The organism is Streptomyces sp. NPDC093094 (assembly GCF_044754345.1).
Classification (GTDB): Bacteria; Actinomycetota; Actinomycetes; order Streptomycetales; family Streptomycetaceae; genus Streptomyces.
The window spans coordinates 115,684-140,749 of the sequence record NZ_JBIVOX010000013.1; the positions used below are offsets into that span (position 1 = coordinate 115,684).

A 25,066-nucleotide genomic window follows, 5' to 3' on the forward strand; every position below is an offset into this window, starting at 1 on the left:
CCGCGGGAGGGCCGGCCCTGCGCCACGAGGCACGTCTCCGGGGTTCCGGAGACGTTCACTAAGACGTGTCCGGAGACGTGTCCGGAGACGTGTGGCGCCCGAGGTGCGCGGGGCCGTTCAGTCCGGCGTCACCGTGCCGTCCGCGGGTCCGGCGTCACCGTGCCGTCCGACGGCCGTCAGTCGGGCGTCGGCCGTCAGTCGTCGGCCGTCAGTCGTCAGTCGTCCGTCGGCCGTCCGTCAGTCCGGTGTCACCGTGCCGTCCGTCAGTCCGTCGTACATCCCGCGCACGAGCTGGTCGCCGAGCCGGCTCGCGAGCCTGAGGGCCCGTTCGAACTCGTCGAGCGCGCGGAAACGCGCGCCGTAGCGGCGCTGCTCGTCGAGCGGGAGCCGCGGCAGTTGCAGGCGCCGTACGTCGAGACGGGTGGCGGTGGAGGCGTAACTGCTGGCCTGGCGGTTGTTGGCGGTGCCGCGCAGGAAGCCGGCGAGGAACCAGGCGTCGAGCGCCGCGGGGTCGGGGCGCAGAAGGACGAGGTTGCGCCCCAGGGCGGCTCCCCGGGTCACGTCGTCGACGACGCGGACCACCGCACCGCCGCCGAGCACCGGCACGACCACGTCGCCGGGCTCGGTCAGCACGGCCTCCTCCTCGCTGGCGGGCAGCGTGCCGGAGGGAGCCGTCCCGGCCAGGACGTCGTGGTCGGTGAGCACGGGCACGCGCGCGTGGCCGCCGTTTCCGCCCGTGCGCATCACCAGGGCTCCCCCGCGCGCGAGTTCGCCGACGGTGGTGAGCGGCCAGCGCACAGGCCGGTCGGCACCGGTCGGCGCGGGGGTGAGGCCGGTGGTCAGACGCAGGGTCTCGCCGAGGCGCTCGCGCACGGCCGTGAGCTGTTCCGCGCCGTCGGCCGCCGTGGGCGGCGGGAGATGGCGGGCGGGGGCGAGGTCGACGTCGTCGTCGAGGAGTTCGATGACGGGCACGCAGCGCGCCACACCGGGCCGCTCCTCGACGCCGCCGTCACGATCGAAGGCACGCCAGGCGTCCAGCACCGCCTCCTGCACCGCGAGCCAGTCGGGCCCGCCGCGCCCCTCGCCGGCGAACTGCCCGGCGTCCACGAGCAGCACCTCCGGCTGCGCGGGCGCCTGCCCGGGCCGCCGCAGCACCCACAGATGCAGCGGGATGTTGTACGGCGGCGCGGCCCCCACGGGCAGGGCGACGACCGCGCGCAGCGCCCCGCGGCGCAGCAGATCGGCCCGGATGCGGCGGCCTGAACGGCGGGAGGCCGCGGCGGGCGGCATCAGCAGCACGGCCGTGCCGCCGTCCCGGAGCCGGGCGAGCGCGTGCTGGACCCAGGCCAGCTCGGACTCGGTGCGGGCGGGGAAGCCGTACTCCCAGCGCGGGTCGTAGGCGAGCTCGTCGTGCCCCCAGTTGCGCTCGTTGAACGGCGGGTGGCACAGGACGGCGTCGGCGCGCAGCTCGGGACGGGCGTCGGCGCGCAGGGTGTCACCGATGGCGCCGTGCACGTCGGCGCGGGTGTGCAGGGCGAGCCGGAGCATGGTGAGCGCGGCCAGCTCGGGGGCGCTGTCCCGGGCGTACAGCTCCTGGTCCGGGTGGGTCTCGACGGCACGCAGCAGGGCGCCCGTGCCGCAGGCCGGGTCGAGGACGGTACGGGCGGGGCCGGCGAGCCCGGCCATGAGGCGGGCGAGTTCGGCGGGGGTGAGGGTGTACTGGCGCGGGTTGGCGTCGAGGTGCCGGCCGAGCAGGAACTCGAAGGTCTGCCGGGCCCCCAGCTCCGCCGCCAGTTCGGCCGCGCCGCGCAGCAGGGGGGCGGAGGGAAGGATCTCCGGCCCGGTGGGGATGTGTACGGCGCCGATGCTGTTCACGGTCCGGCGAGCGTTCACGGCGGGGGGCCGGTGGCCCTCGCGGGCGGCGTGCACTTCCGCCTCGGCGGCTCGCGTGGACGGAGTGTTCACAGGCTCGGCCGCGTCCCTCGTCGCGGAAGGCGTGTTCATGGCGGTCGCGTTCTGTGGGCCGAGCGGGCTGTTCACAGATGGGCTGCCGTTCGAGCCCGTGCCGCCGTGAACAGCGGCCTCGGTGTTCACAGCACCCGGCTCATTCACACCCGAAGGAGTGACGGCGGACGTACCGTCGTGAACGCCGCCGGGCCGCGCTCCGGCGCCCGGCCCACCACTCGTCGACCTCCCGCCGACCTGCCCGCCGCCGACCCGCCCGCCGCCGACCCGCCCGCCGTCGGTGAACCGCATCGTCAGCACCTGCCGCAGCGCCTCCGGCAGCATCGCGGCAAGTCGCGCGTCGGACCCGGCGCTCACCTCCAGCCACACCGTCGGCCGGTCATGGATGAGCAGCAGGACGCACCCGGCGTGGGCGAGGGCGGCGACCGGCCCCTCGGGGTGACCGGCCAGCTGCTGCCAGACGCGCTCCCGCAGGGGCACTTCGGCGAGTTTGCCCTGGCGGCGCAGCCATGCCTCGACCTCGGCAAGGGCGAAGGCGGGACTGGCCTCGGTGCCGCCGACGGGCTTGGGGAAGTCGGTGTGCCGACGCCGCCAGTTGCTCACCGCGGCGCGGCCCACGCCGGCGAGCCGGGCGATTCCGGCGGCCGTCACCTCTGTCGCGTTGTCCTGCACCGACATCCGCTCCCCTCGTCCCCTTTGTGGCATCGAGCATACCGAGGAGGGCAAGATCCCTCGATTCACGGACCATGCGCAAGAGTCACAAGTTCACGGATGTGTATCGACTCAACACTGTGAACCGTGTTGACTCGGTTCACAGTGCATGCTCTTATTGACCCAGCGAACGAGTGACTGTCCGACAGGAGGCCAGTCACCGTCAGGGGAGGGAACAGTCATGGGCATGAAGGGCAAGGTCGCGCTGGGTGCCGTCGTGGGCGTCGTCGTCATCGCCGCCGTGTCGGCGAACGCCGGCGACAACCCCGGCAGCAACTCCTCCGGCAGCGGCAAGGGCTCTTCGGCGTCGGCCGACCGCAAGTCCGGCGGCGAGAAGGACACCGGCAAGGCCACCACGAAGAAGTCCACCACTGTCGGCGGCGACGGCGACTACCAGGTCGGCGGCGACATCAAGCCCGGCACCTACCGCAGCACCGGCAACTCCGACGGCATGTGCTACTGGGAGCGCGCCAAGGACGCCTCCGGCGAGGTCGACTCCCTGCTGGCGAACGACAACGTCACCGGCACCGCCTACGTCACGGTCAAGCCCACGGACAAGCTGTTCACGTCCAGCGGCTGTTCCGACTGGGAGACCGTCGCCCCGAACGCCGAGGGCGGTTCCCCGAAGGCGGAGATGGCCGGCGACGGCGGCATGCTCAAGGTCGGCGTCGACATCGCCCCGGGCACCTACAAGTCCTCCGGCAACACGGACGACATGTGCTACTGGGAGCGGACCAAGGACGCCGAGCACTCCCTCGACTCGATCATCGCGAACGACAACGTCTCCGGCTCCGCGGTCGTGACGATCAGCGCCTCGGACGCCTACTTCAAGACCTCGGGCTGCCAGGACTGGAAGAGGGCCTGACCGGCCCTCGCGCGGGGCGCCGCGACCACGCGCCGCCCCGCCCACGGGGCCCGTCCCCCCGGCACCCGTCCCCCGACCCCGCCGCACCACCGTCCCCGCCGTCACGCCGCCGTGTCACCGCCGTGCCCGCCACGCCCCGCGCCGTCACCCCGGCGTCGGCGCCCCACGGCCACCGCCGTCCCCACGGACACCGCAGTCCCCGCAGTCCCCGCAGTCCCCGCCGTCCCCGCAGTCCCCGCCGCCATCACCCTGAGGAACCTCCATGCGTCTGAACACCGTTGCCGCTCTCTGTCTCGCCGCCACGACCGCCGTCGTCTTCACCGGCTGCGCCGACAGCGGGGACGCCGGCGGGACCGGCTCCTCCGCCGCCTCCTCCGCCACCGCCCCGGCAAAGCCGAAGGAGCCCTTTCCCGGGCTGACCGGCGGCGAGATCGTCGACAAGGCGTTCGAGGCGACCACGGGCGCGGGCTCGCTGCGGGTGAAGGGCGCGGTGCAGGACACGGCGAGCGGCGGCGCCATCGACATCGACATGGCGCTGGACAAGAAGGGCGACTGCGTCGGCACGCTGGGCATGGACGGCGGCACGACCGACCTGATCAAGACCGGCGACACCGTGTACATGCGCTACGACGAGACGTTCCTGCGCGCCCAGATGGAGAGCGAGCCGAAGGAGGACGTCGAGGCGGCCGTGGACATGCTCGCGGGGAAATGGACCAAGACCGTGGTGAAGGGCTCGGAGGCCGCCGACGTCGCCGCCTTCTGCGACCTCGACAACCTGCTCGGCGACGTGAACGAGGGCAGCTCGGCGGCCACCCGCGGCAAGGCCGCCACCGTCGACGGCGCGCCGGCGCTGACCCTCCGGGAGAAGGACGGCCAGGACCGCGCCACGCTGTACGTGGCCACCGAGGGCGAGCCGTACGTGCTGCGTCTGAGCGCGGACTCGGCCGAGGAGCCCGTCGACCTCACCTTCGCCGACTACGAGAAGCCCGTCGCGGCGAAGAAGCCGGCCGGCGAGATCCTGGACCTCGACGACCTCGGCTGACGCAGCCGCCCGCCCGCCATGCCCTCGGGGCAGCCGCAGCACCCGGAACACCCACCGGCCCGGGAAGCAGCCGCCGTAGGCAGCCGGGCCGGACCCGGGAAACAGGATCTCCCGGCAGCCCCGCTCACCCCGGCGGCGAGCCCCTCCGCCGCCGGCCCCGCTCACCCGCTGCCGCCCGTTCAGCCGGCTCAGTCGGCGTGGAACCGCGCGGGCGCCTCCGTGGGGCTGCCCCCGGTGGGCAGCCGCTGCTGCGGGCAGCGGGCCAGCACCTGCTTCATGGCCTCCTTCTCGGCGGCCGTCACCCACACCCCGTACTTGCGCTTCACCGCGACCTGGTTGGCGACGTAGGCGCACCGGTACGCCTTGTTCGGCGGCAGCCAGGTCGCGGCGTCGCCGTCCCCCTTGCCCCGGTTGGTGCCGGCGTCGACGGCGCGCAGGTTGAGCGGGTCGTTGGCGAAGGCGATCCGCTTGCGGGGGGCCCACTGCCCGGCGCCCTTCTGCCAGGCGTCGGACAGGGCGACGACGTGGTCGATGTCCACCTTGCTGCGGCCGCGCACGAAGGCGATGTCCTGGCCGGTGTAGGGGTCGGGGCCGAGCGTCCCGGAGGTCACCCGGCAGCCGTCGTCGCCCAGTTCCACATCGGTCAGGTCACGGCGGAGGATGTCGTCGCGGGTGTCGCAGTCGTTGGAGTCCGTGTCGGCCCAGGCGCTGCCGAAGCGGTCGCGGTCGTAACCGGTGCGGGGCGCACGCCCCTTGACGGCCAGTGAGTCGACGGCGGCGAGAGCGGCGCCTCCCGAGGTGCTCGCCTCCCCGGAGGCACCCGTGCCCTCCTGTGTGCAGCCGGCGACGGCGAGCAGCACCGCCACCGCGGCCACGGCCCCGTTCCTGCGACGCGCCACAGCGAGCCCCTCCCCTTGCGCCTGCACCTGTCCATGACTGCACCTGTCCACCACCGTAGCCGCGAAGAGGTCCAGACCATAACGCTCTCAACTTGTACATATCACGCAACTCGGGCGTATGGTCGAGATGGAGTCACCTTCGGAAGGAGCTCTGGATGGGCATCTTCGACAGGTTCAAGAGCCATGCGGCACGCGACAAGGCCAAGGACATGTCCGACGCCGCCGAACAGCGGGTCAACGAGAAGACGGGCAGCAAGTACGAGAGCCAGGTCGACGCCGCACAGCAGCAGGCCGAGCGCCGGATGGGCATGGATCAGGACGACACGCCCGGCCAGCAGTAGGCCCGCCCCAGGACCCGACACGAACCATCCGCAGAACTGAGGCCGTCCGCGGTGCCCCACCACCCCACGGACGGCCTCACATGCGCGCCGGAACCCCGGCGGGAACCCCGGCGGACGCTCTCGCCCCTCCGGACCGGCGACTCCGGCGGCCGCCCCGGAACGCCCGGACCACCGGACCGCCTCACCACCGAACCGCCGGACGGACGGCCGGACCGCTGGACGGACGGCCGGACCGCCGGACGGCCCCTGAGGTCTACGACCCCAGCACCGAGGCCAGGAACTCCCCGACCCAGCCCAGCAGCTCCCGCCCGACCAGCGGCTTCCCGCCCACCTTCGCCGTCTTGGGCCGCGGCACCAGCACCTGGTGCACCGCCGGCTTGACGACGCTGCCCGGGTACAGCCGCTTCAGCCGCAGTTCCTGCGACTCCCGCAGCTCCACCGGCGCGAAGCGGATGTTGGTGCCCTGGAGGACGATCTCACCGACCCCGCACGCCCGCGCGAGCATCCGCAGCCCCGCCACCAGCAGCAGGTTCTCCACCGGCTCGGGCAGCTTGCCGTAGCGGTCGACGAGCTCCTCGCGCACGGCCTTGACGTCCTCCTCCGAGTTGGCGGAGGCGATGGCCCGGTACGCCTGGAGGCGCAGCCGCTCGCCGGGCGCGTAGTCGTGGGGGACGTGCGCGTCGACCGGGAGCTCGATCTTGACCTCCAGCGGCGGCTCCTCCTCGATCTCGCCGGTCTCCAGCTGGCGCCGGTAGTCCGCGACGGCCTCGCCGACCATGCGGACGTACAGGTCGAAGCCGACGCCCGCGATGTGGCCGGACTGCTCGCCGCCCAGGAGGTTGCCCGCGCCGCGGATCTCCAGGTCCTTCATCGCCACGTACATGCCCGCACCCATCTCCGTGTGCTGGGCGATGGTGGCGAGCCGCTCGTGGGCGGTCTCCGTCAGCGGCTTCTCCGGCGGGTAGAGGAAGTAGGCGTAGCCGCGCTCGCGGCCACGGCCGACGCGGCCGCGCAGCTGGTGCAGCTGGGAGAGGCCGAAGGTGTCGCCGCGCTCCACGATCAGGGTGTTGGCGTTGGAGATGTCGATGCCGGACTCGACGATCGTCGTGGAGACGAGCACGTCGAACTTCTTCTCCCAGAAGTCGACGACGACCTGCTCCAGCGCCTGCTCGGACATCTGGCCGTGCGCGGTCGCGATCCGCGCCTCGGGGACGATCTCACGCAGTCTCGCCGCCGCGCGGTCGATGGACTCGACACGGTTGTGGATGTAGAAGACCTGGCCCTCGCGCAGCAGCTCACGGCGGATCGCGGCGCCGATCTGCCGTTCCTCGTACGGCCCGACGAAGGTCAGTACCGGGTGCCGCTCCTCCGGGGGCGTGGTGATCGTGGACATCTCGCGGATGCCGGTCACGGCCATTTCGAGGGTGCGCGGGATGGGGGTCGCTGACATCGTCAGGACGTCGACGTTGGCGCGCAGCTTCTTCAGCTGCTCCTTGTGCTCGACGCCGAAGCGCTGCTCCTCGTCGACGATGACCAGGCCGAGGTCCTTGAACCTGGTCTCGGAGGAGAACAGCCGGTGGGTGCCGATGACGACGTCCACGGAGCCCTCGCGCAGCCCCTCCAGGACCGCCTTGGCCTCGGTGTCGGTCTGGAAACGGGACAGCGCCTTCACGCCGACCGGGAACTGCGCGTAGCGCTCGCTGAAGGTGCCGAAGTGCTGCTGCACCAGCAGCGTGGTCGGCACCAGCACGGCGACCTGCTTGCCGTCCTGGACGGCCTTGAAGGCGGCCCGGACCGCGATCTCGGTCTTGCCGTAGCCGACGTCGCCGCAGATCAGGCGGTCCATCGGGACCGTCTTCTCCATGTCCTCCTTGACCTCGGCGATGGTGGTGAGCTGGTCGGGCGTCTCCGCGTAGGGGAAGGCGTCCTCCAGTTCGCGCTGCCAGGGCGAGTCGCCGGAGAAGGCGTGGCCGGGGGCTGCCATACGGGCGCTGTAGAGCTTGATCAGGTCGGCGGCGATCTCCTTGACGGCCTTCTTGGCGCGTGCCTTGGTCTTGGTCCAGTCGGCGCCGCCGAGGCGGTGCAGGGTGGGCGCCTCGCCGCCGACGTACTTGGTGATCTGCTCCAGCTGGTCGGTGGGGATGTAGAGCCGGTCGCCGGGCTGGCCGCGCTTGGCGGGGGCGTACTCGACGACGAGGTACTCGCGGGTGGCGCCCTGCACGGTGCGCTGGACCATCTCGATGTAGCGGCCGACGCCGTGCTGCTCGTGGACGATGTGGTCGCCCGGCTCCAGGGTGAGCGGGTCGATGGTCTTGCGGCGCCGCGCGGGCATGCGGGTGCCGTCCTTGCCGGCGGCCTTCTGCCCGGACAGGTCGGTCTCGGTGAGGACGGCGATCTTCAGCGCGGGGTGGACGAAGCCGTAGTCGATGGAGCCGCAGGAGACATGCACGACGGAGGGCTCGATCTCGCCGAGGTCCGCCTCCAGACGGGCCGCGACGCCCTCGCTCCCGAGCACCTCGACCGTGCGGGAGGCCGGTCCGTGGCCCTCGGTGACGAAGACGGTGCGCCAGCCGTCGGCGAGCCAGCCCTTGGTGTCGGCGAGTGCCTTGGCGGTGTCGCCGCGGTAGGTCTCGGGGGCGTGCATGCCGAGCTTGAGGGTGTCGGCCTCCAGCTCGGCGTCCGCCGCGAACGGCGACACCGACCACCACATCATGTCCAGCTCGCGCGCCCGGTCGCGGACGTCCGCGATGGACCACAGGGAGGCCGCGCCGACGTCGATGGGCGCCTCGCCGCCGCCCGCGGTCGCGGCCCAGGACGCCTGGAGGAACTCCTGGCTGGTGGCCACGAGGTCCGCGGCGCGGGTGCGGACCCGCTCCGGGTCGCACACGACGGCCATGGCGCCCTCGGGCAGGACGTCGACGAGCAGTTCCATGTCGTCGACCAGGACGGGCGCGAGGGACTCCATGCCCTCCACCGCGATGCCCTCGGCGATCTTGCCGAGCAGTTCGCCCAGCTCGGGGTGTTCCTCGGCCAGGGCGCGCGCCCGTGCGCGGACGTCCTCGGTGAGCAGCAGCTCCCGGCAGGGCGGCGCCCACAGCCCGTGCCCGGCGACCTCCAGGGAGCGCTGGTCGGCGACCTTGAAGTAGCGGATCTCCTCGACGTCGTCGCCCCAGAACTCGATGCGCAGGGGGTGTTCCTCGGTGGGCGGGAACACATCGAGGATGCCGCCCCGTACGGCGAACTCGCCGCGCTTCTCGACGAGTTCGACACGCGCGTAGGCGGCTGCCGCGAGGGCCGCGACGACCTCGTTCAGGTCGGCGCTCTGCCCGGACCTCAGGGCGACCGGCTCCAGGTCGCCGAGTCCCTTGACCTGGGGCTGGAGCACGGACCGCACCGGCGCCACGACGACGGAGACCGGGCCGGTCTCGGGGTCGTCGGCCCGGGGGTGGGCGAGGCGGCGCAGTACGGCGAGGCGGCGGCCGACGGTGTCGCTGCGGGGGCTGAGCCGCTCGTGCGGCAGCGTCTCCCAGGAGGGGTACTCCACGACCCCGTCGGGCGGCAGCAGTGAGCGCAGGGCGGCCGCGAGGTCCTCGGCCTCCCGTCCGGTGGCGGTGACCGCGAGGACCGTGCGTCCGCATCCGCGGGCCAGCGCCGCGACCGCGAAGGGGCGGGTGGCCGGAGGGCCGACGAGGTCGACGTGCATGCGGTTGCCGTCCGCGGCCGCCGTGATCGCTTCCGCGAGGGCGGTGTCCTTGACGACGGCGTCGAGCAGACCGTGCAGGCTCATGTGGGGCTTTCCGTCCGGGGCCCGGGGTACGTACGCCCGGAGCAGGGGCGGGGCGCGTACCGGGGACCGGGGTGGGCAACGCGAAGGGCCCGACGCGTGTCACGGCCGGGGTGTCCAGCGTACGACGCAGCGCTTCTCCCCACCGGACCTGTGGACGAAGCCCACGCGGACCTGTGGACGAAGCCCGCCGGACCTGTGGACGAAGCCCACGGCGCACGGCTTCAGTTCGCCCCGGCCTCCGCCGTGGCCCTGGTGTCCCTCTCCGCCTCACGGGAACCCCGGAAGCCGACGGCCACGCCGCGGCCCGGTTCTATCACCACGAACAGCGCGGAACCGAAGGCCGCAGCGATTCTCTCCAATAAGGGAATCGTCGGCATGCATTTCCCGCGCTCCAGCCGGGATACAGCCGCCTGCGTCATACCGGAGAGTTCGGCGAGCCGAACCTGGGTCATCCCGACCTCGCCCCTCCGGATCCGGACAGCCTTCCCCAGGGATTCCTCGACGGATTCCGGCCGCTTCCTCTCGGCGCGCAGCGATGAATTGTTCGCCCCTCTTCGGTACCGATCCACCACAGCTCCTGTCTGCCCGTCCCGGTCCGTGCCTGTCCTTGGCCGATCACGCAGCAGGGAGAGTAGACGCCGCAAGGCTTCCCGTTCTGATACTTGAGGAAGATCTGAGCTTCGTTCCACATCCCTCATCCCACGCATTGCATATAGCAGGACCGACATGGCGAGATCTCTGCGAGATAACCCCTGGCCAGAGCTTCGGAATTCTTAATTCCACTTCCCTTCGGCCGAGAATTGCCTCCTTTCAATTGCCAGCGGCGCAGCACCCGTGCCAACGTTGCGCCACCCCACGCCGAGAAGGGAAGAAATTGAAGACCGTACGACGCCACGCCCATGTCGCCGCCCTTTCTGGAATCATCCTCCTCGCCGGATCAGCGCCCGCTCTCGCGGATTCCTCTTCGTCGAGCACTTCGGTTTCGGCGCAAGCGACAGCCGCCGTCAGCAAGGCCCAGCGGCTCTCGAAGCTGAAGACCCTCACAAAGAATTCCGCAGCCTCCCAGAACTCCTGGTTCACCGCTCTCGGGCAGTACCGGAACCACAAGCCGGCGATCACCAAGTACCGGTTCGACTGGTCGACCGACTACTGCTCCGGATCCCCGAACTCCCTCCCCGGCGGATACGACCTGAAATTCCCGTGCTACCGGCACGACTTCGGATACCGGAACTACAAGAAGATCGCAGGCCACGCCGCTTTCCGGCGGGACCACAAGCTCAGGATCGACAAGGCCCTCCTCGGCGACCTGAACCGGGTCTGCGGCAAGAGGTTCTGGGCCGACCCGTACACGCCGGCCCAGCGCAAGAAGCTGAAGAAAGCCTGCTACAGGTCGGCCAAGAAGTACTACAACGCCGTCCGTGCCCTCGGCTGACCCCCGTCGGCCCGGTCACCGCCCCGGGCCGGACCTGTGACGGTGGGCGGGCACACGACGGCGGGGCGTGGCATCGGATGCCACGCCCCGCCGTCCGGACCGCGCCGGAACCCCTGATCCGTCCCGACCGGTCCGTCCCGATCAGTCCGTCCCGATCGCGTTCAGCACGTTCATCCGGCCGGCCCGGAACGCCGGGATCAGCGCGGCGAACAGTCCCACGAAGGCCGAGCCGATGAACACGCCCGTGATGGTCGGCCAGGGGATCTCCAGGACCTTCAGGCCCTCCAGGGCGAGCAGCTGCTGGGCCGTCGCGCCCCAGCCCATGCCGAGGCCGAGGCCGAGCAGGGCACCGAAGAGGGCGATGACCACCGACTCCAGGCGGATCATCCGGCGCAGCTGGCGCCGCGACAGGCCGATCGCCCGCATCAGGCCGATCTCCCGGGTGCGCTCGACCACCGACAGGGCGAGGGTGTTCACGACACCGAGGACCGCGACGACGATGGCCAGGGCCAGCAGGCCGTAGATCATGTTGAGCAGCTGGCCGATCTGGTCCTTCAGGGCTTCCTTGTAGTCGGTCTGGTCGCGGACCTGGTACTGCGGATAGTCCTCCAGGGACGCCTTGAGCGCCTTGTAGGCGGTGGCTTCCCGGCCGTCCTCGGCCGCGGCGAACACCAGCTGGTCGAGCGGCATCTTCTCGGCCGGCACGTACTTGGCGAACGTGCTGATCGAGGTGTACATGGAGCCCGCGTCGATCACGGCGTCGCTGCTGGTGACGGCCCGGACGGTGAGCTGGGCGGTGGTGCCGTCGAAGGAGACGCCGATCCTGGAGCCGACGCGGATGCCGTGGTCCTTCGCGAACTCCTCGGGGACGGACATCGAGTCGGGCCGGTAGGCGTCGGCCAGGTTGCCCTGGACGGTCTCGACGCGCAGGTCCGTGGCGTAGGTCGGGTCGGCGGCGGTGAACTGGACGTCCTTCAGCGTCTTGCCGTCGGGGGTGCGGAAGTCGGTGTTCATCCACCTGTACTCGGTGACGTGCGCGAGTCCCGGTGTGTCCTTGACGGCCTGCACGGCCTGCGGGGTGAGGAGCTGGCCCCTGTCGTTGCCGATGATGAAGTCGGTGCCGACGCTCTTGTCCAGCTCGTCCGTCGCGGAGGCGACCATCGAGGAGCCCACCACCGACAGACACGCCACCAGCGCGAGGCCGATCATCAGCGCGGCGCCCGTGGCACCGGTGCGGCGCGGGTTGCGCAGCGCGTTGCGCTCGGCCATCCGCCCGACGGGCCCGAACATCCGCAGCAGCACGGCGCTGAGGACCCGGACGACGACGCCGGCGAGCAGCGGGCCGATCACCACGAAGCCGATCAGCGTGGCCACGATGCCCGCGCCCAGCCACAGCGAGCCGTCCTTGGCGGTGTCCGCGGAGGCGGCCAGGTACAGCGCGTACACACCGGCGCCGGTCAGCAGCAGACCGATCGCCGCGCGGACGATCCCGGCCTTGGCGTCGGACGGGGCGCCGGAGTCGCGCAGGGCGGCCATGGGCGAGATCTTCCCGGCGCGGCGGGCGGGCAGATAGGCGGCCAGGACGGTGACGACGATGCCGAGGAACAGGCCGATCGCGGGGGTCGTCCAGGCGACCGTCAGATCGTCGGTGGACAGGTTCATGCCCATCAGGCCCATGAGCTTCATCAGCCCGATGGCGAGCCCCACGCCCGCGCCGGCGCCGAGCACCGAGCCGACGACACCGAGCAGCAGCGCCTCCACCAGCACGGACCGGTTGACCTGCCGGCGGCTGGAGCCGATGGCCCGCATCAGGCCGATCTCCCGGGTGCGCTGGGCGACCAGCATGGAGAAGGTGTTGATGATCAGGAAGACGCCGACCAGGAACGCGATCCCGGCGAAGCCGAGCATGGCGTACTTGATGACGTTCATGAACTCGCCGACGTCGTCGGCGTTGGCGTCGGCGACCTCCTTGGCCGTCTGCACCTTGTAGCCGCCGTCGAGGGAGGCGGTGATGTCCTTCTTCAGCCGGTCGTCGCTCACGCCGGCCGCGGCGGTGACGTTGATGTTGGTGAAGACGTCGTCCTCGCCGACCAGGGTGCGCTGGGCGGTCCTCGTGTCCAGGTAGAAGATCGCGGCGCCGGGGTTGGTGACGGTGAAGTCGGCGATGCCGGAGATCTTCGCCCGGTGGGTGCCGACGGCCGTGATGACGCCGAGCTCGTCGCCGAGCTTCAGGTCGTGCTTGTCGGCGGTGTCGGCGTCGACCATCACCTGGTCCGCGCTCCGGGGCGCGGAACCGGAGGTGATCTTCATGGTCCGGGCCTCGTTCGCGCTCCAGCTGCCGACGATGGTCGGGGCGCCGCTGGAGGGCGAGAGGTTGTCCTTGTCGGCGTCGATGACGGTCACCGAGGTGGAGAAGACGGTCCCCTCCGCCGACTTCACGCCCCGGGTGTCACGGACCTTCTCCACCACGGAGGCCGGCAGCACCGGCGGCTTGCCGTTGTCGGCGGTGGTCTCACCGGTGTCCGAGGAGTCCTTCGGGCTGACGGTGACATCGGAGGAGGTGGCCTGGAACAGCTTGTCGAACGTCGTGTTCATGGTGTCGGTGAACACGAGCGTGCCGCACACGAACGCCACCGACAGCAGGACCGCCACGGCCGACAGCGCCATTCTTCCCTTGTGCGCGAAGAAGTTGCGCATCGAGGTCTTGAGCACGGTCATGACGTACGCCCCCGGGCGTCGAAGTCCTTCATGCGGTCCAGCACCTGGTCGGCGGTGGGGTTGTGCATCTCGTCGACGATCCGGCCGTCGGCGAGGTAGAGCACGCGGTCGGCGTAGGAGGCGGCGACGGGGTCGTGGGTGACCATGACGATGGTCTGGCCCAGCTCGTCGACCGAGCGGCGCAGGAAGCCGAGGACCTCGGCGCCGGCGCGCGAGTCGAGGTTTCCGGTCGGCTCGTCACCGAAGATGATCTCGGGGCGGGCGGCGAGCGCCCGGGCCACCGCCACACGCTGCTGCTGGCCGCCGGAGAGCTGGGTCGGCCGGTGCTTGAGCCGCCCGGCCAGGCCGACGGTCTCCACCACGCGGTCCAGCCACTCCTTGTCCGGCCTGCGGCCGGCGATGTCCATCGGCAGCGTGATGTTCTCGAGCGCGTTCAGGGTGGGCAGCAGGTTGAACGCCTGGAAGATGAACCCGATCCGGTCGCGGCGCAGCTGCGTGAGCTTCTTGTCCTTCAGGCCGGTGATCTCGGTCTCGTCCAGGTAGATCTGACCGCTCGACACCGTGTCGAGTCCGGCCAGGCAGTGCATCAGCGTGGACTTGCCGGACCCCGAGGGGCCCATGATCGCGGTGAACTGCCCGCGGGCGATGTCCACGTCCACATGGTCCAGGGCGACGACGCGGGTCTCGCCGGACCCGTACGCCTTGACGACCTGCCGCGCCCGCGCGGCAACGGCCGTCCGCCCTCCAGTGCTTCCGTGCCTGGGAATGGTCACAGCCGATGTCACGGTATGTCTCCTAAGTCGGTCGGCGGTCGGTCGCGCGGTTCCCCGTGCGGGTCGAACGGAACGTGCCTGGGATGCGGTTACGTCGAAGAGTCTCGCCTTCGGACCGGGTCCGGCGCGCTGGTGCCGGACCCCGTCTTCACCGGGGGAAAACCCCACCCCCGGACCTGCGGTGGGCCGCCCCCGACGGCGTAAGTTCAGGTTAAGGACGAGCACCCGGCCGTCTCGTCCTCCGGCGGGACGAACCCTCCCCGGACCGAAGTACGGAGATACCCCTAAGGGTCTCCGCCCCCGGGCGGAGAGACCCTCGGGGTCGTCTCATCCCTGCGGCCCACCCAGGCTGCACCCTCACACCGCGTCAGGCTCAAGTGCGAAGCTGTCCCGCAGCAGATGAGTGCAAGGGGCAACGATCAACTGACCGGGAGGACGAGACGTGGACAGCACCAGACCGGCGGCCACAGGCGCCGCACGCGGGAACGCCGTACCGCAGCGGCGCGGAGCCGTCGTCGCCGCGCTCATGCTGGCGATGGCGCTGGCCGCCCTCGACTCCACGATCGTCTCCACCGCCGTCCCGCAGATCGTCGGCGACCTCGGCGGCTTCTCCGTCTTCTCCTGGCTGTTCTCCGGCTATCTGCTCGCCGTCACCGTCACCCTGCCCGTCTACGGCAAGCTCTCCGACACCTTCGGCCGCAAACCCGTCCTCGTCGCCGGGGCCGTGCTGTTCCTGCTCGGCTCCCTGCTGTGCGCGCTCGCCTGGAACATGGCCGCCCTCATCGCCTTCCGCGTCGTGCAGGGCCTGGGCGGCGGCGCGCTCCAGGGCACCGTGCAGACGCTCGCCGCGGACCTGTACCCGCTGGCGGAACGCCCGAGGATCCAGTCCAAGCTCTCCACCGTGTGGGCGCTGTCGGCCGTGGCCGGACCCGCCGTCGGCGGCGTCCTCGCCGCCTGGGCGGACTGGCGCTGGATCTTCCTGGTCAATCTGCCCGTCGGCGCGCTCGCCCTGTGGCTGATCGTCCGTCATCTGCACGAGCCGCAGCGCGAGAAGGCGGCACGCCCGCGGGTCGACTGGGCGGGCGCCCTCGCCGTGTTCGCGTGCGGCGGTGTCCTGCTGACCGCGCTGGTACAGGGCGGGGTGGCCTGGCCGTGGCTGTCGGCGCCGTCGGTGGCGCTGTTCTCCGCCGGACTGGTGCTGGCCGCCGTGGTCGTGGTGGTCGAGCGACGGGCCGCCGAGCCGATCATCCCCGGCTGGGTGTGGCGGCGGCGCACCATCGCCGCGGTCAACCTCGCCCTGGGCGCGCTGGGGCTGCTCATGGTCGCACCCACCGTGTTCCTGCCGACGTACGCCCAGTCGGTGCTCGGCCTCGGGCCGGTGGCGGCCGGGTTCGTGCTGTGCGTGTGGACGCTGAGCTGGCCCGTCGCCGCCGCCCACAGCCAGCATCTGTACCGGCGCATCGGCTTCCGCGACACGGCCCTGCTCGGCATCGGCACGGCCGCGCTGATCCTGTTCGCCTTCCCCTTCCTGCCGTATCCGGGCGAGGCATGGCAGCCGGCCCTGCTGATGCTGCTGCTCGGCGCCGCCCTCGGCTTCTTCCAGCTCCCGCTGATCATCGGGGTGCAGTCCACCGTCGGCTGGTCGGAGCGCGGCACCGCCACCGCCTCGATCCTCTTCTGCCGGCAGACCGGGCAGACCGTGGGCGCCGCCGTGTTCGGCGCGGTCGCCAACGGTGTCCTCGCCGCCCGGCTCGGCGGGGCCGGCGACCTCGACTCCGTCACCCGCGCCCTCGGCGAGGGCCCCGCCGCCGAGGCCACCCGGCACGCGGTCGCCGACGCCGTCCACGCCGTCTACCTCGGCGCGGCGGGCGCGGCCGCGCTGGCGTTCCTGGTGCTGCTGTGCGTGGCACCGAGGCGGTTCCCCGTCCTGCCCGCGGACTGACGACCGCGGGACGGAGGCACGGGGACGGCACGGGGGAGGGCGGGGCGGCGCGAGGGAGGGCGGGACGAGGCGGAACGAGGGAAGGGCGGGGCAGCCCGGGAAGGGTCCGAGTCAACGGGGGTGACACCGCGGGGTTAACGGGGGTAACACCGCAGGTCACACAGGTAAACGATTACCGACCACTCGGTTTGTCGAAAACCGCGCGGATCTTGTTTCCGACGAGTAACGTGCGTGGCCGCGCCCCCCACCTCCCTGCGGTCCGCCGCCACGGACCCGAGCCGCGCAAGGAGCCCCGGGATGTCCTACGACCCGCCCCCGTCGTACCCCACCTACCCCTGGCAGCCCCGCCGGACCCCCGAACCGCCCACACCGCCCGCCCCGGTGTACGCCCCCCTCGGACGCCACAGCGACCTGCGGATCCTGCGCAGCGCCTACCGCTGGCAGCGCCGCACCGCCACCCTCACCGCACTCGGCTACTTCGTCCTCTTCCTCGTCCTGTCGGCGTTCGCCCCCGGCTTCATGAACGGCACCTCCATCGCCGGGATGCCCGCCGGAGTGGTCCTCGCCCTCGTCCAGCTCCCCGTCACCTGGCTGGCGATCGCCCTGTACGAGTACACCGCCCGCCACCACGTCGACCCGATCGCCGACCGCATCCGCGAGCAGGCCCGGCTGGACGCCAAGCGGGGGGCCGCCCGGTGAGCGGCTTCAGCGACGACACCCAGACCCTGTCCCTGATGGCGTTCACCGCCGTCGCCACCGTCACGCTGCTGCTGTGCGTGATGACCGGCCCCGACCGCGACGACCTCGACGAGTTCTACACCGGCTACAACTCCCTGTCCCCCATGCGCAACGGCCTCGCGATCGCCGGCGACTACATCTCCGCCGCGACCGTCCTCGGCACCGGCGGCGTCATCGCCCTCTACGGCTACGACGGCATCGTCCTGGCCCTGAGCACCGCCCTGTCACTGATGCTGCTGATGTTCCTGCTGGCCGAACCCCTGCGCAACGCGGGCCGGTTCACCATGGGAGACGCCTTCGCCCGCCGTATGCCCGGACGTTCGGTGCGCATCACCTCATGCCTGGTCACCCTGGCCGCGCTGCTGCCGCTGATGCTGGTCCAGCTCGCGGGCACCGGACAGCTGCTCTCCTTCGTCCTCGGCTTCTCCGGCGAGTCGGTGCAGACCGGCTGCATCGTCGGCGTCGGCGCGCTGATGATCTCGTACGCGGCGATCGGCGGCATGAAGGGCACCGCCCTGATCCAGATGCTGAAGATGGTCATGCTGCTCGGCTCCGGCGCGGTGGTCGCCGCGCTGGTCCTCGGCCGTTTCGACGGGGACCCGGGCGCCCTGTTCGACGCCGCCGCCGCACGCAGCGGGGTCGGCGACGCCTTCCTCGGCTCCGGCCTGCAGTTCTCGGGCGGCCCCCACCCCGAACTCGACATGATCAGCGGCCATCTGGCCATCGTCCTCGGCGGCGCCTGCCTCCCGCACGTCACCATGCGCATGTACACCGCCTCCAGCGCCCGCCAGGTGCGCCGCTCGATGTCCTGGGCCGTGTCCACCGTCGCCCTGTTCGTGCTGGTCATCACCGTCGTCGGCATCGGGGCGACGGCCCTGATCGGCCGCGCGGCGATCGTGCAGGCCGACCCGCAGGGCAACTCCGCCTATCTGCTGGGCTCACGGGCCGCGTTCGGCGCCGAGGTGTCCACCGCGGAGGCGTTCCTGTTCACCACCGTCACCACCGCCGTCTTCCTGACGCTGCTCGCCTCGGTCGCCGGGATGATCCTCGCCTGCGCCAACTCCCTGGCCCACGACGTCTTCGCCACCCGCCCGCGCGAGATGTCCGGCCGCCACGAGATGGCCCTCGCCCGTGTCTCCGCACTGGCCGTCGGCGTCCCCGCCATCCTGCTGGCGACCCTCGTCCAGCACATCAGCCTCCAGCCGCTGGTGACGCTGTCCTTCTGCGTCGGCGCCTCCGCGCTGGCCCCCGCCCTCGTCTACGGCCTCTTCTGGCGCCGCTACACCCGTACGGGCCTGCTGTGCACCCTCATCGGCGGCACCCTCTCCGTCCTGCTGCTGATGCCCGGCACCAACCTCGTCTCCGGCTCCCCCCACTCCGCCTTCCCCGGGGCCGACCTCAACTTCTTCCCCTTCACCACCACCGCACTGGTCACCGTCCCGCTCGGCTTCGCCCTCGGCTGGCTCGGCACCATCGCCTCCGGCCGGGAGAAGGCCGCGCAGCAGCGCCGCCAGTACGAAGCCGTGGAGGGCTGGATCCTGGCGGGCGCGGTCAGGAGCACGGGGACGGCCCCAAAGCGCTGACCACGGCTTCGCTACTCGGCCGGAGCACGCCCGCCGGTCAGGGAGGCGAGGCTGCTGCGGACGTGGTCCATATGGGCACGCACGTCGTCCCAGCGCTCACCGTGCTCGCGCAGGACGCGTTCCGTCTCGCGGGCGACGCGCTCCTCGTGCACACGGGCCTCGGCGAGGAGTCCGGCGGCACGCTCACAAGCCTCCTCCTGCCGGAGCCGGGCGGACTCCTGCGCCTCGGCGAACTCCTGCCCTGCCTCCGCCAGGGCGGCCTCCGCACGGGCGAGGAGCCGGGTGTGACGGGTCTCGAGCGCGGCCGCGCGGCCCTCGGCGTCCCGCTCGGCCGTCGCCCACCGCCCGGCGTGCTCCTCCTGCAGCTCGGCGAGCGTGCCGGAGGTGCGGCTGCGCATCTCCCGCAGGGCGGCCAGCGCCTCGGCACGGCACTCCTTCACCTCACGCCGGGTGGTGACACGCAGCTCGTCCGCCTCGGCCCGCGCCGCCAGCAGCCCGAGCCGGGCCCGCTCCTCGGCGTCCGCACGGAGCACGTCGGCCTCCTCCCCCGCCGTGCGCCGCACCCGGGAGGCGTACTCCCCGGCCCGCCCGACCAGCTCCTGCCCCTCGCGCCGGGCCTGCTCGCGAAGGGCCTCCGCCTCCTCCAGCCCGAGCTGGAAGATGCGCCGCGCACGCTCCCCGAGCGATTCGTACGTCTGCGGCGCGAGCCCCTCGACCGTCTCGCGCAGCCGGGCCAGCCCGGCCTCCATCTCCTTGGCGAGCACGGTGAGCCGGGCCGCGCGCTCCCAGGCGGCGTCGCGGTCCCGGCACAGCGCGGCCGTGAACCCCTCCACCTGATCGGGGCGGTAGCCACGCCCCCGGACGGCCACGAAGCCATGCGCCGCCGGCACCGGTGCGCCGCTCATCCTGGAACCCCTCTCCGCCGACCCGTGCACGAGACCGCCGGACACGCCGTGGCGACGCCTCCGGCCGAGCGCTCGCGTTTTTCGATTGCGCGCACATCTTGATCGATCGGACGTGAGGGTTCATAACGCGACACTCCGCACAAAAGTTACGGACTCCATGAAGAAGGGGCCGGACCCGGTCGTACGACGACCCGGTCCGGCCCCTTCCCACGCACCTGCCGCGCGGTCGGCCCGTCAGCGGCGAACGGTCACAGCAGCCCGTCCCACATCTGCTCCAGCAGCACCGACCACCAGCTCTCCGGCGAAGCCAGAGCCGCCGGATCCAGCGAGGCGAGCTGCGCCTGGAAGTCGACGGTCCAGCGGCCCGCCTGCTCCTGGTTCAGCCCGAACCTGAGCCGCCACATCCGGCCCAGCAGCGCCAGACAGCGCACGAACTCCGGCAGACCGGTGTTCACGAACTGCGGCGGCACCGGAGCACCGCCCGGCCCCGCCTCCACCGGCACCGCGACGATGTTCGCCGTGCCGTACTGCACACAGATCGCCCTGCCGAAGTCCGTACCCATGACCAGGTACGACCCCGCGTCCGGAGCCGGCTGCACACCCCGCTCCGCCGCCAGCTCCGCCAGCGTCGGCACCGGCCGGCCCGGCTGGGCCTGCGCCCAGAAGAACGGACCCATGTCCAGCGGCAGACCGGCGACCACCAGCGTGTGCGCGACCACCGGCGGAACACCCTGCCGGGACACCGCCGCCTGCTCGAACCGGAACGCCCCCGGCCCGAACGCGGCCGCCAGCTCCTGGCCCACCGCCTCCGGCGGCACCGGCGCAGCCGGCGGCACCGGCGGCAGCGGCGCCCGCACCGGAGCGGGCCGCGCGGGACCGTCCGCCACCTGGTGCAGCTCACCCTGATGCGCCAGCAACTGCTGCATGCCCTGCTGCCGGCTCGCGTGATCCGTGCCGTAGGGCGCGATGCTCGTGATCCGCGCCTGCGGCCACTGCTCCCGGATCATCCGCGCGCAGTAGGCACCCGGCAGCTCGCACGACTCCAGCTCCGTGTGCAGCTCCAGCACCTGGGCCGGCGGCACGTTCATCGCCCGCAGCTCATGGAAGATCTGCCACTCCGGATGCGGCGTGCCCGGCGCCGAGCGCCGGATCAGCTGCTGCTCCGAACCGTCCTGCGCGCGGTAGCGCAGCACGGCCTGGTAGCCCGGCCCGACCGTCGGCAGACCGGTGGGCGGCTGCTGCGGGTAGCCGTACGCCGGCGGAGGCGTGCCCGGACCACCCGGCACACCCGGAGCGCCGGGAGGCTGCGGAACGCCCGCGCCCGGAGGCATACCGGGAGCACCCGGGACACCGGGGGCCTGCGGCGGAGGCGGTGTGCCGGGGCCACCCACCGGGGGCCCGGCCAGCATGGTCTCCGCGTGATGCACGGCACCCCGCGCCCCTCCCACGGAACCCTGCGCACCGGGAGCGCCAGGAGGCTGCGGCGCGCCCGGAGCGCCCGGAGCGCCCGGAGGCTGCGGCGCGCCCCCGCCCGTACCGCCCCGGCCCGGGTCGGCGAGCATCGTCGCCGCGTGATGCGCCCCACCCGGAGGCGTACCACCGGGAGCACCCGGCGCACCCGGCGGGCCGGGCACGCCCGGAGGCGTACCCGGAGCCTGCGGGCCGTCGGGACCCAGCGCCGACACGAGCTGCGTGGGCACATAGGCGCCCGACCCCGTACCGGGCGCACCCGGCGCGGGAGGAGGCGTGCTGCCCTGGGGCGCACCCGGCACACCCGGCACACCCGGCGGCGGAGGCGGCGTCGCACCACCGCGCGCACGCCGCGGAGGCGGCGCGGCCTTGCTGGTCGCGGCGTCGGCGATGTCCCCGGCGTTCCCGGAGAGCGGCCGCCCCGGAGCACCCGGACCGGCCGGAGGCTGCGGCGCACCCGGCGGCGGCGTGGCAGGAACACCAGGAGCACCCGGCGGCGGCGTGGCAGGAACACCAGGAGCACCCGGCACCCCAGGAACACCCGGAGTACCCGGAACGCCCGCGCTCTGCGGATACCCGTACCCCGGCGCACCCGGCCCCGGAGGGGGCGTGCTGCCCTGAGGCACGCCCGGAGCATGAGCCCCCGGCGCGTTCGGGTCGAGCGCCGGCGAGATCGCGGTCGGCGGAAGCTGGCTGCCGCCCGAGATCAGCGCCGTCTTGGCCTCCGGCGCCACCGGAGGCGGCGTGCGGTCGTCGACCGTGCTCAGCTGCGGCGCGAACACCGTGTCCGGCAGCGGGACGGAACGGTCCTCGCCCGCGTCGGCCGCGTTCGTGTCCGTACCCGCCCACGGCGTGGCCCCCGGCGGAGGCCCGCCCACGGAACCACCGGACACCGGAACCCCCGGCACGACAGGAGCGGCAGGCGCGGCAGGAGCGGCAGGCGCAGCCCCCTCGGGCGTCCTGCCCAGCGGAACCCCGGCCTGTGTCTGCGGCAGCGGCACCCCCGCCTGCGTCTGCGGCAGCCCGCCCCCGGCGGAACCGGCATCGGCGGCAGCCGCACCCGGCACCCCCGAAGGCTCAGAAGGCGCCGAAGCCCCCGCACCGGCGGCCTCACCACGCCGGTCGGGAATCCCCATCCGGTCCGCCGCCTCCTGCAGCCACTCCGGCGGAGTCAGCAGGAACGACGTCTGGTTGAGATCCACCCGCGCCGCAGGCGGCGGCACATCGGCGGGCACCTCCGCACTCCCCCCGTACTCCTCCTCGTACCGGCGGATCACCTCACCCACAGGAAGCGAGGGCCACAACGTGGCCTCACCGCTGTCACGGGCGATCACCAGCCGCTGGGCACCGCCGTCGGAACGCGGCCCGTCCGCCCGGTCCTCCGCCCACACCACGAACCCGAGACCGAACTCCCGCACCCGCACCTCACGATGCTGGTACGACGGAACGTCCCCGTTGATCCACTCCTCGGCACGCTCCTGCGCCTGCGCAAAGGTCACCATCGCGAAGCTCACTCCCCCGCAGCCGCGGCCGCGGGCACAGCCCGCGCGAACCCGCCGTCCACCATCAGATTCGCCACCGTCTCCAGCTCGGGCGGAGAACCCGCCAGCCGGGACAGGAACACGTCGAAGTCCTCACCGCAGGGCAGCAGCAACCGCTCCACCCGCTCGGCCGGCACCCACGACGGATCGACGTCCCGGACATCGTCGTAGGCGCAGAACCACACCGAACCGACCCGGTCGCCCTTCACCTTCACCGCCAGCAGACCACCCTGCACGAAGGACACACCCAGATAGTCCTTGGTCAGATGGTCCCGCAGGCACTTGTTCACATACACCAGATCGTTGACCGCGGCCTCGTCCCGCACCGTGAAGAACGGCTGGTCCACCAGCAGCCCCAACTCGGCGTCCAGAGCCGTCCCCACCGGCGCGCAGCCACCCGCCGCCTTCAGGAACGACCGGTACGCGCCCGGCAGCCGGTACCCCAGGTCCTCCTCGACCTGCAACACCTGCTGCTCCGTCACCGCGACCCCCGACTTCGGCAGCCCGAAGTGCGCCGGACGCGTCTCCTGCAACGGCCGCGTGCCCCGCTTCGTCTGGTCCACCGCCGCCGTCGCCACACCACCGTGATGCCGCAGCAACGCCTTCACCTCGACCGGAACCAGCTCCAGGCGCCGCGTACCCACCGCGTGATGCCACGTCCAGCCGTGCGGCGTCGCCACCGCCGGCACCGTGTCCCACAGCTCGTGCCCCGAAGCCGCGAGCGCCGCGTTCGCCGACACATAGTCGGTCAGCCGCAACTCGTCGACACCGAACCCCTCCGGCGGATCGGCGATCTCCGCCGCCGCACGCGCATAGGGAGAGAAGTCGGGATAGCCGCGCTCGTCCACCCGCACCCCCGCGGGGTGACGAGCGGCACGGACCGGATCCGGGAAATGCACGACCTGCCCGGCGTAGGCCGCGTTCGGCGGCGCGGCTTGCCCGAGCCGACCTGTCGTCATGGCGGTTGCCCCCTGCGGCACTCTGTACGGCCCGTGGCCGCCGGCCCTTCGCCGGCCCTGCCCACCACGGTCCGTATCCGACTGTCTCCAACACGCTGACCGCTGTCACCAACGCATCGACCGCACCTGTCGCGGTGCCGACAGCCTATGCGGTACCACTCCACCGGTCACCGGGCCTCCACTTCCGTGACCAGCCGTCACCCCGCTGTGACGGCCCGCCCGCACCCTGGCGTGTCGCACCGCCCCAGCTTCCGCACGAGCCACGGCATTTGGCAGTCTGTGTCCTTCGGGGGAACGCCCGGGAGGGGAAGACGATCATGAACGCGACGCAGACGGGCCCACACACAGCCCTCACAGGCGACCCCCGAATCGGCTGGAGCAGCACCGAAACCCCACACATCCCGGCCCTCCGCCAACGCCGCGACGGCATACTCCCGACCATCGCCGCAGCCCTCTCCGTACGCGGCGCCACCCTCACCGGCACCCCGGCCCGCGGCGACCTCCCGCCCCCGCTGCACCCCCTCGTCCAGGACTTCCTCGACACCCTCACCAGCGCCCAGCGCGACCGCTTCACCGGCCGCTGCGCCGAGACCATCCTCATCTCACGCCACCTCGCCGCCGCCGACGCCGCCCGCAGCAAACGCGCCGCCCGCAAACCCATGACCAACGGCGAAGCCCGCAGATCCCTCCGCCAGGCCAAACTCACCACCCGCCGCATCCGCGAGGACGGCGACCCCCTGCACGGCAGCTTCGCCACCCCCTGCCGCGCCTGCACCGCACTCAGCGCCCACTTCGGCGTACGCGTCGTCGACCCCGCCACCACCGCCGACTGACGCCCACCCCACCCCCGCACACCGACCCCCAAGGGCAGATGCAACCCGACCGCACCTCCACCACACGCTTCTCCGTCCCCGTCGACGCCACCCTGCGCACCGCAGGCTGGCAACCCGGACGCTGGGACATCAAACAGGCCGAGACCTGGGCCGACACCCTGCGCGAACACACCTCACCCGCAGGACACCGCCACGCCGTCTTCCCCGCCGCCATCGAGGCATGGGCCGAATTCGGCGGCCTCCGCCTCGACCCCACCGGACCCGGACGCCAGATAGCGCCCGCCGCCCTCCACCTCGACCCGCTGCACGGACTCCACCTCGCCCGCACCCTCGCCGACCTCGGCCGCGCCCTCGACACCGAGGTCAGCCCCCTCGGCACCGAACCCGACACCCAGGCACTCCTCGCCATCGACGCCGAAGGCCGCGTCTACGCCCTCGACCACACCGGCGACTGGTACCTCGGCCCCGACATCGACCAGGCCCTGACCACCCTCGTCACCGGCATCCAGCCCGCACGCCTCACCACCGACTGACCCCGCCGCACCCACCCGGCCACGCCACA

The 25,066-nt window shown here is 72.3% G+C and carries 18 protein-coding genes; 9 read left to right on the forward strand and 9 right to left on the reverse strand.

Annotation, left to right across the window (positions count from 1 at the left end):
* Positions 1-237: 237 nt before the first annotated feature.
* Positions 238-2,637 carry an N-6 DNA methylase gene (locus ACIQGV_RS26955; RefSeq protein WP_402498710.1) on the reverse strand — a complete coding sequence of 800 codons (2,400 nt, stop codon included), beginning with the start codon at positions 2,635-2,637 and terminating at the stop codon, positions 238-240.
* A 220-nt stretch (positions 2,638-2,857) separates the two neighbouring features.
* Here ACIQGV_RS26955 and ACIQGV_RS26960 point away from each other — a divergent pair, with 220 nt between their 5' ends.
* Both ACIQGV_RS26960 and ACIQGV_RS26965 read left to right on the forward strand, forming a co-directional pair.
* Entirely contained in the window at positions 2,858-3,541 is a 684-nt protein-coding gene (locus tag ACIQGV_RS26960) for a hypothetical protein (RefSeq protein WP_402498493.1), read from the forward strand.
* 262 nt (positions 3,542-3,803) lie between these two features.
* Entirely contained in the window at positions 3,804-4,583 is a 780-nt protein-coding gene (locus ACIQGV_RS26965) for a hypothetical protein (RefSeq protein WP_402498494.1), read from the forward strand.
* 188 nt (positions 4,584-4,771) lie between these two features.
* Here ACIQGV_RS26965 and ACIQGV_RS26970 read toward each other — a convergent pair whose 3' ends face one another.
* Positions 4,772-5,482, reverse strand: a complete 711-nt coding sequence (locus tag ACIQGV_RS26970; protein WP_402498496.1) for an HNH endonuclease family protein — start codon at positions 5,480-5,482, stop codon at positions 4,772-4,774.
* 155 nt (positions 5,483-5,637) lie between these two features.
* Between ACIQGV_RS26970 and ACIQGV_RS26975 the strand changes: the two genes are divergently transcribed.
* Entirely contained in the window at positions 5,638-5,823 is a 186-nt protein-coding gene (locus ACIQGV_RS26975) for an antitoxin (RefSeq protein WP_402498498.1), read from the forward strand.
* 253 nt (positions 5,824-6,076) lie between these two features.
* Here ACIQGV_RS26975 and mfd read toward each other — a convergent pair whose 3' ends face one another.
* Both mfd and ACIQGV_RS26985 read right to left on the reverse strand, forming a co-directional pair.
* A complete protein-coding gene (gene mfd, locus ACIQGV_RS26980) occupies positions 6,077-9,610 on the reverse strand; it encodes a transcription-repair coupling factor (RefSeq protein ID WP_402498500.1) in 3,534 nt (1,177 codons plus the stop codon).
* Positions 9,611-9,831: 221 nt separating this feature from the next.
* Positions 9,832-10,179 (reverse strand): helix-turn-helix domain-containing protein, encoded by a 348-nt coding sequence (locus ACIQGV_RS26985; protein WP_402498502.1) that lies wholly within the window; start codon positions 10,177-10,179, stop codon positions 9,832-9,834.
* 305 nt (positions 10,180-10,484) lie between these two features.
* Here ACIQGV_RS26985 and ACIQGV_RS26990 point away from each other — a divergent pair, with 305 nt between their 5' ends.
* On the forward strand, positions 10,485-11,042 hold the full coding sequence (locus ACIQGV_RS26990; protein ID WP_402498504.1) for a phospholipase A2: 558 nt from the start codon (positions 10,485-10,487) through the stop codon (positions 11,040-11,042).
* 141 nt (positions 11,043-11,183) lie between these two features.
* Here the strand turns inward: ACIQGV_RS26990 and ACIQGV_RS26995 are convergent, their stop codons facing one another.
* Positions 11,184-13,760, reverse strand: coding sequence for an ABC transporter permease (locus tag ACIQGV_RS26995; RefSeq protein ID WP_402498506.1), 2,577 nt, complete (start codon positions 13,758-13,760; stop codon positions 11,184-11,186).
* On the reverse strand, positions 13,757-14,545 hold the full coding sequence (locus tag ACIQGV_RS27000; RefSeq protein WP_402498508.1) for an ABC transporter ATP-binding protein: 789 nt from the start codon (positions 14,543-14,545) through the stop codon (positions 13,757-13,759). Before ACIQGV_RS27000 ends, ACIQGV_RS26995 begins: the two co-directional genes overlap by 4 nt.
* 430 nt (positions 14,546-14,975) lie before the next feature.
* Here ACIQGV_RS27000 and ACIQGV_RS27005 point away from each other — a divergent pair, with 430 nt between their 5' ends.
* The 3 genes from ACIQGV_RS27005 (at position 14,976) to ACIQGV_RS27015 (ending at position 18,796) form a co-directional block, all read left to right on the forward strand.
* Complete coding sequence (locus ACIQGV_RS27005; RefSeq protein ID WP_402498510.1) at positions 14,976-16,475, forward strand: MFS transporter; 1,500 nt, start codon at positions 14,976-14,978, stop codon at positions 16,473-16,475.
* A 297-nt stretch (positions 16,476-16,772) separates the two neighbouring features.
* Positions 16,773-17,174, forward strand: coding sequence for a DUF485 domain-containing protein (locus ACIQGV_RS27010; RefSeq protein ID WP_402498512.1), 402 nt, complete (start codon positions 16,773-16,775; stop codon positions 17,172-17,174).
* Complete coding sequence (locus tag ACIQGV_RS27015; protein ID WP_402498514.1) at positions 17,171-18,796, forward strand: cation acetate symporter; 1,626 nt, start codon at positions 17,171-17,173, stop codon at positions 18,794-18,796. The genes ACIQGV_RS27010 and ACIQGV_RS27015 overlap by 4 nt, the downstream gene beginning before the upstream one ends.
* Before the next feature lie 11 nt (positions 18,797-18,807).
* Here ACIQGV_RS27015 and ACIQGV_RS27020 read toward each other — a convergent pair whose 3' ends face one another.
* The 3 genes from ACIQGV_RS27020 to ACIQGV_RS27030 form a co-directional block, all read right to left on the reverse strand.
* Complete coding sequence (locus ACIQGV_RS27020) at positions 18,808-19,701, reverse strand: cellulose-binding protein (protein WP_402498517.1); 894 nt, start codon at positions 19,699-19,701, stop codon at positions 18,808-18,810.
* A gap of 248 nt (positions 19,702-19,949) precedes the next feature.
* On the reverse strand, positions 19,950-22,673 hold the full coding sequence (locus tag ACIQGV_RS27025) for an SUKH-4 family immunity protein (protein WP_402498518.1): 2,724 nt from the start codon (positions 22,671-22,673) through the stop codon (positions 19,950-19,952).
* An 8-nt stretch (positions 22,674-22,681) separates the two neighbouring features.
* Positions 22,682-23,671 carry an SMI1/KNR4 family protein gene (locus tag ACIQGV_RS27030; protein WP_402498520.1) on the reverse strand — a complete coding sequence of 330 codons (990 nt, stop codon included), beginning with the start codon at positions 23,669-23,671 and terminating at the stop codon, positions 22,682-22,684.
* 317 nt (positions 23,672-23,988) lie between these two features.
* On the opposite strand from ACIQGV_RS27030, the gene ACIQGV_RS27035 reads away from it, so the two are divergent.
* A complete protein-coding gene (locus ACIQGV_RS27035; protein ID WP_402498522.1) occupies positions 23,989-24,504 on the forward strand; it encodes a YwqJ-related putative deaminase in 516 nt (171 codons plus the stop codon).
* A gap of 38 nt (positions 24,505-24,542) precedes the next feature.
* The gene (locus tag ACIQGV_RS27040) at positions 24,543-25,037 is read left to right on the forward strand and encodes an SUKH-3 domain-containing protein (protein WP_402498524.1); all 495 of its coding nucleotides are present in this window, start codon (positions 24,543-24,545) and stop codon (positions 25,035-25,037) included.
* Positions 25,038-25,066: the final 29 nt, after the last annotated feature.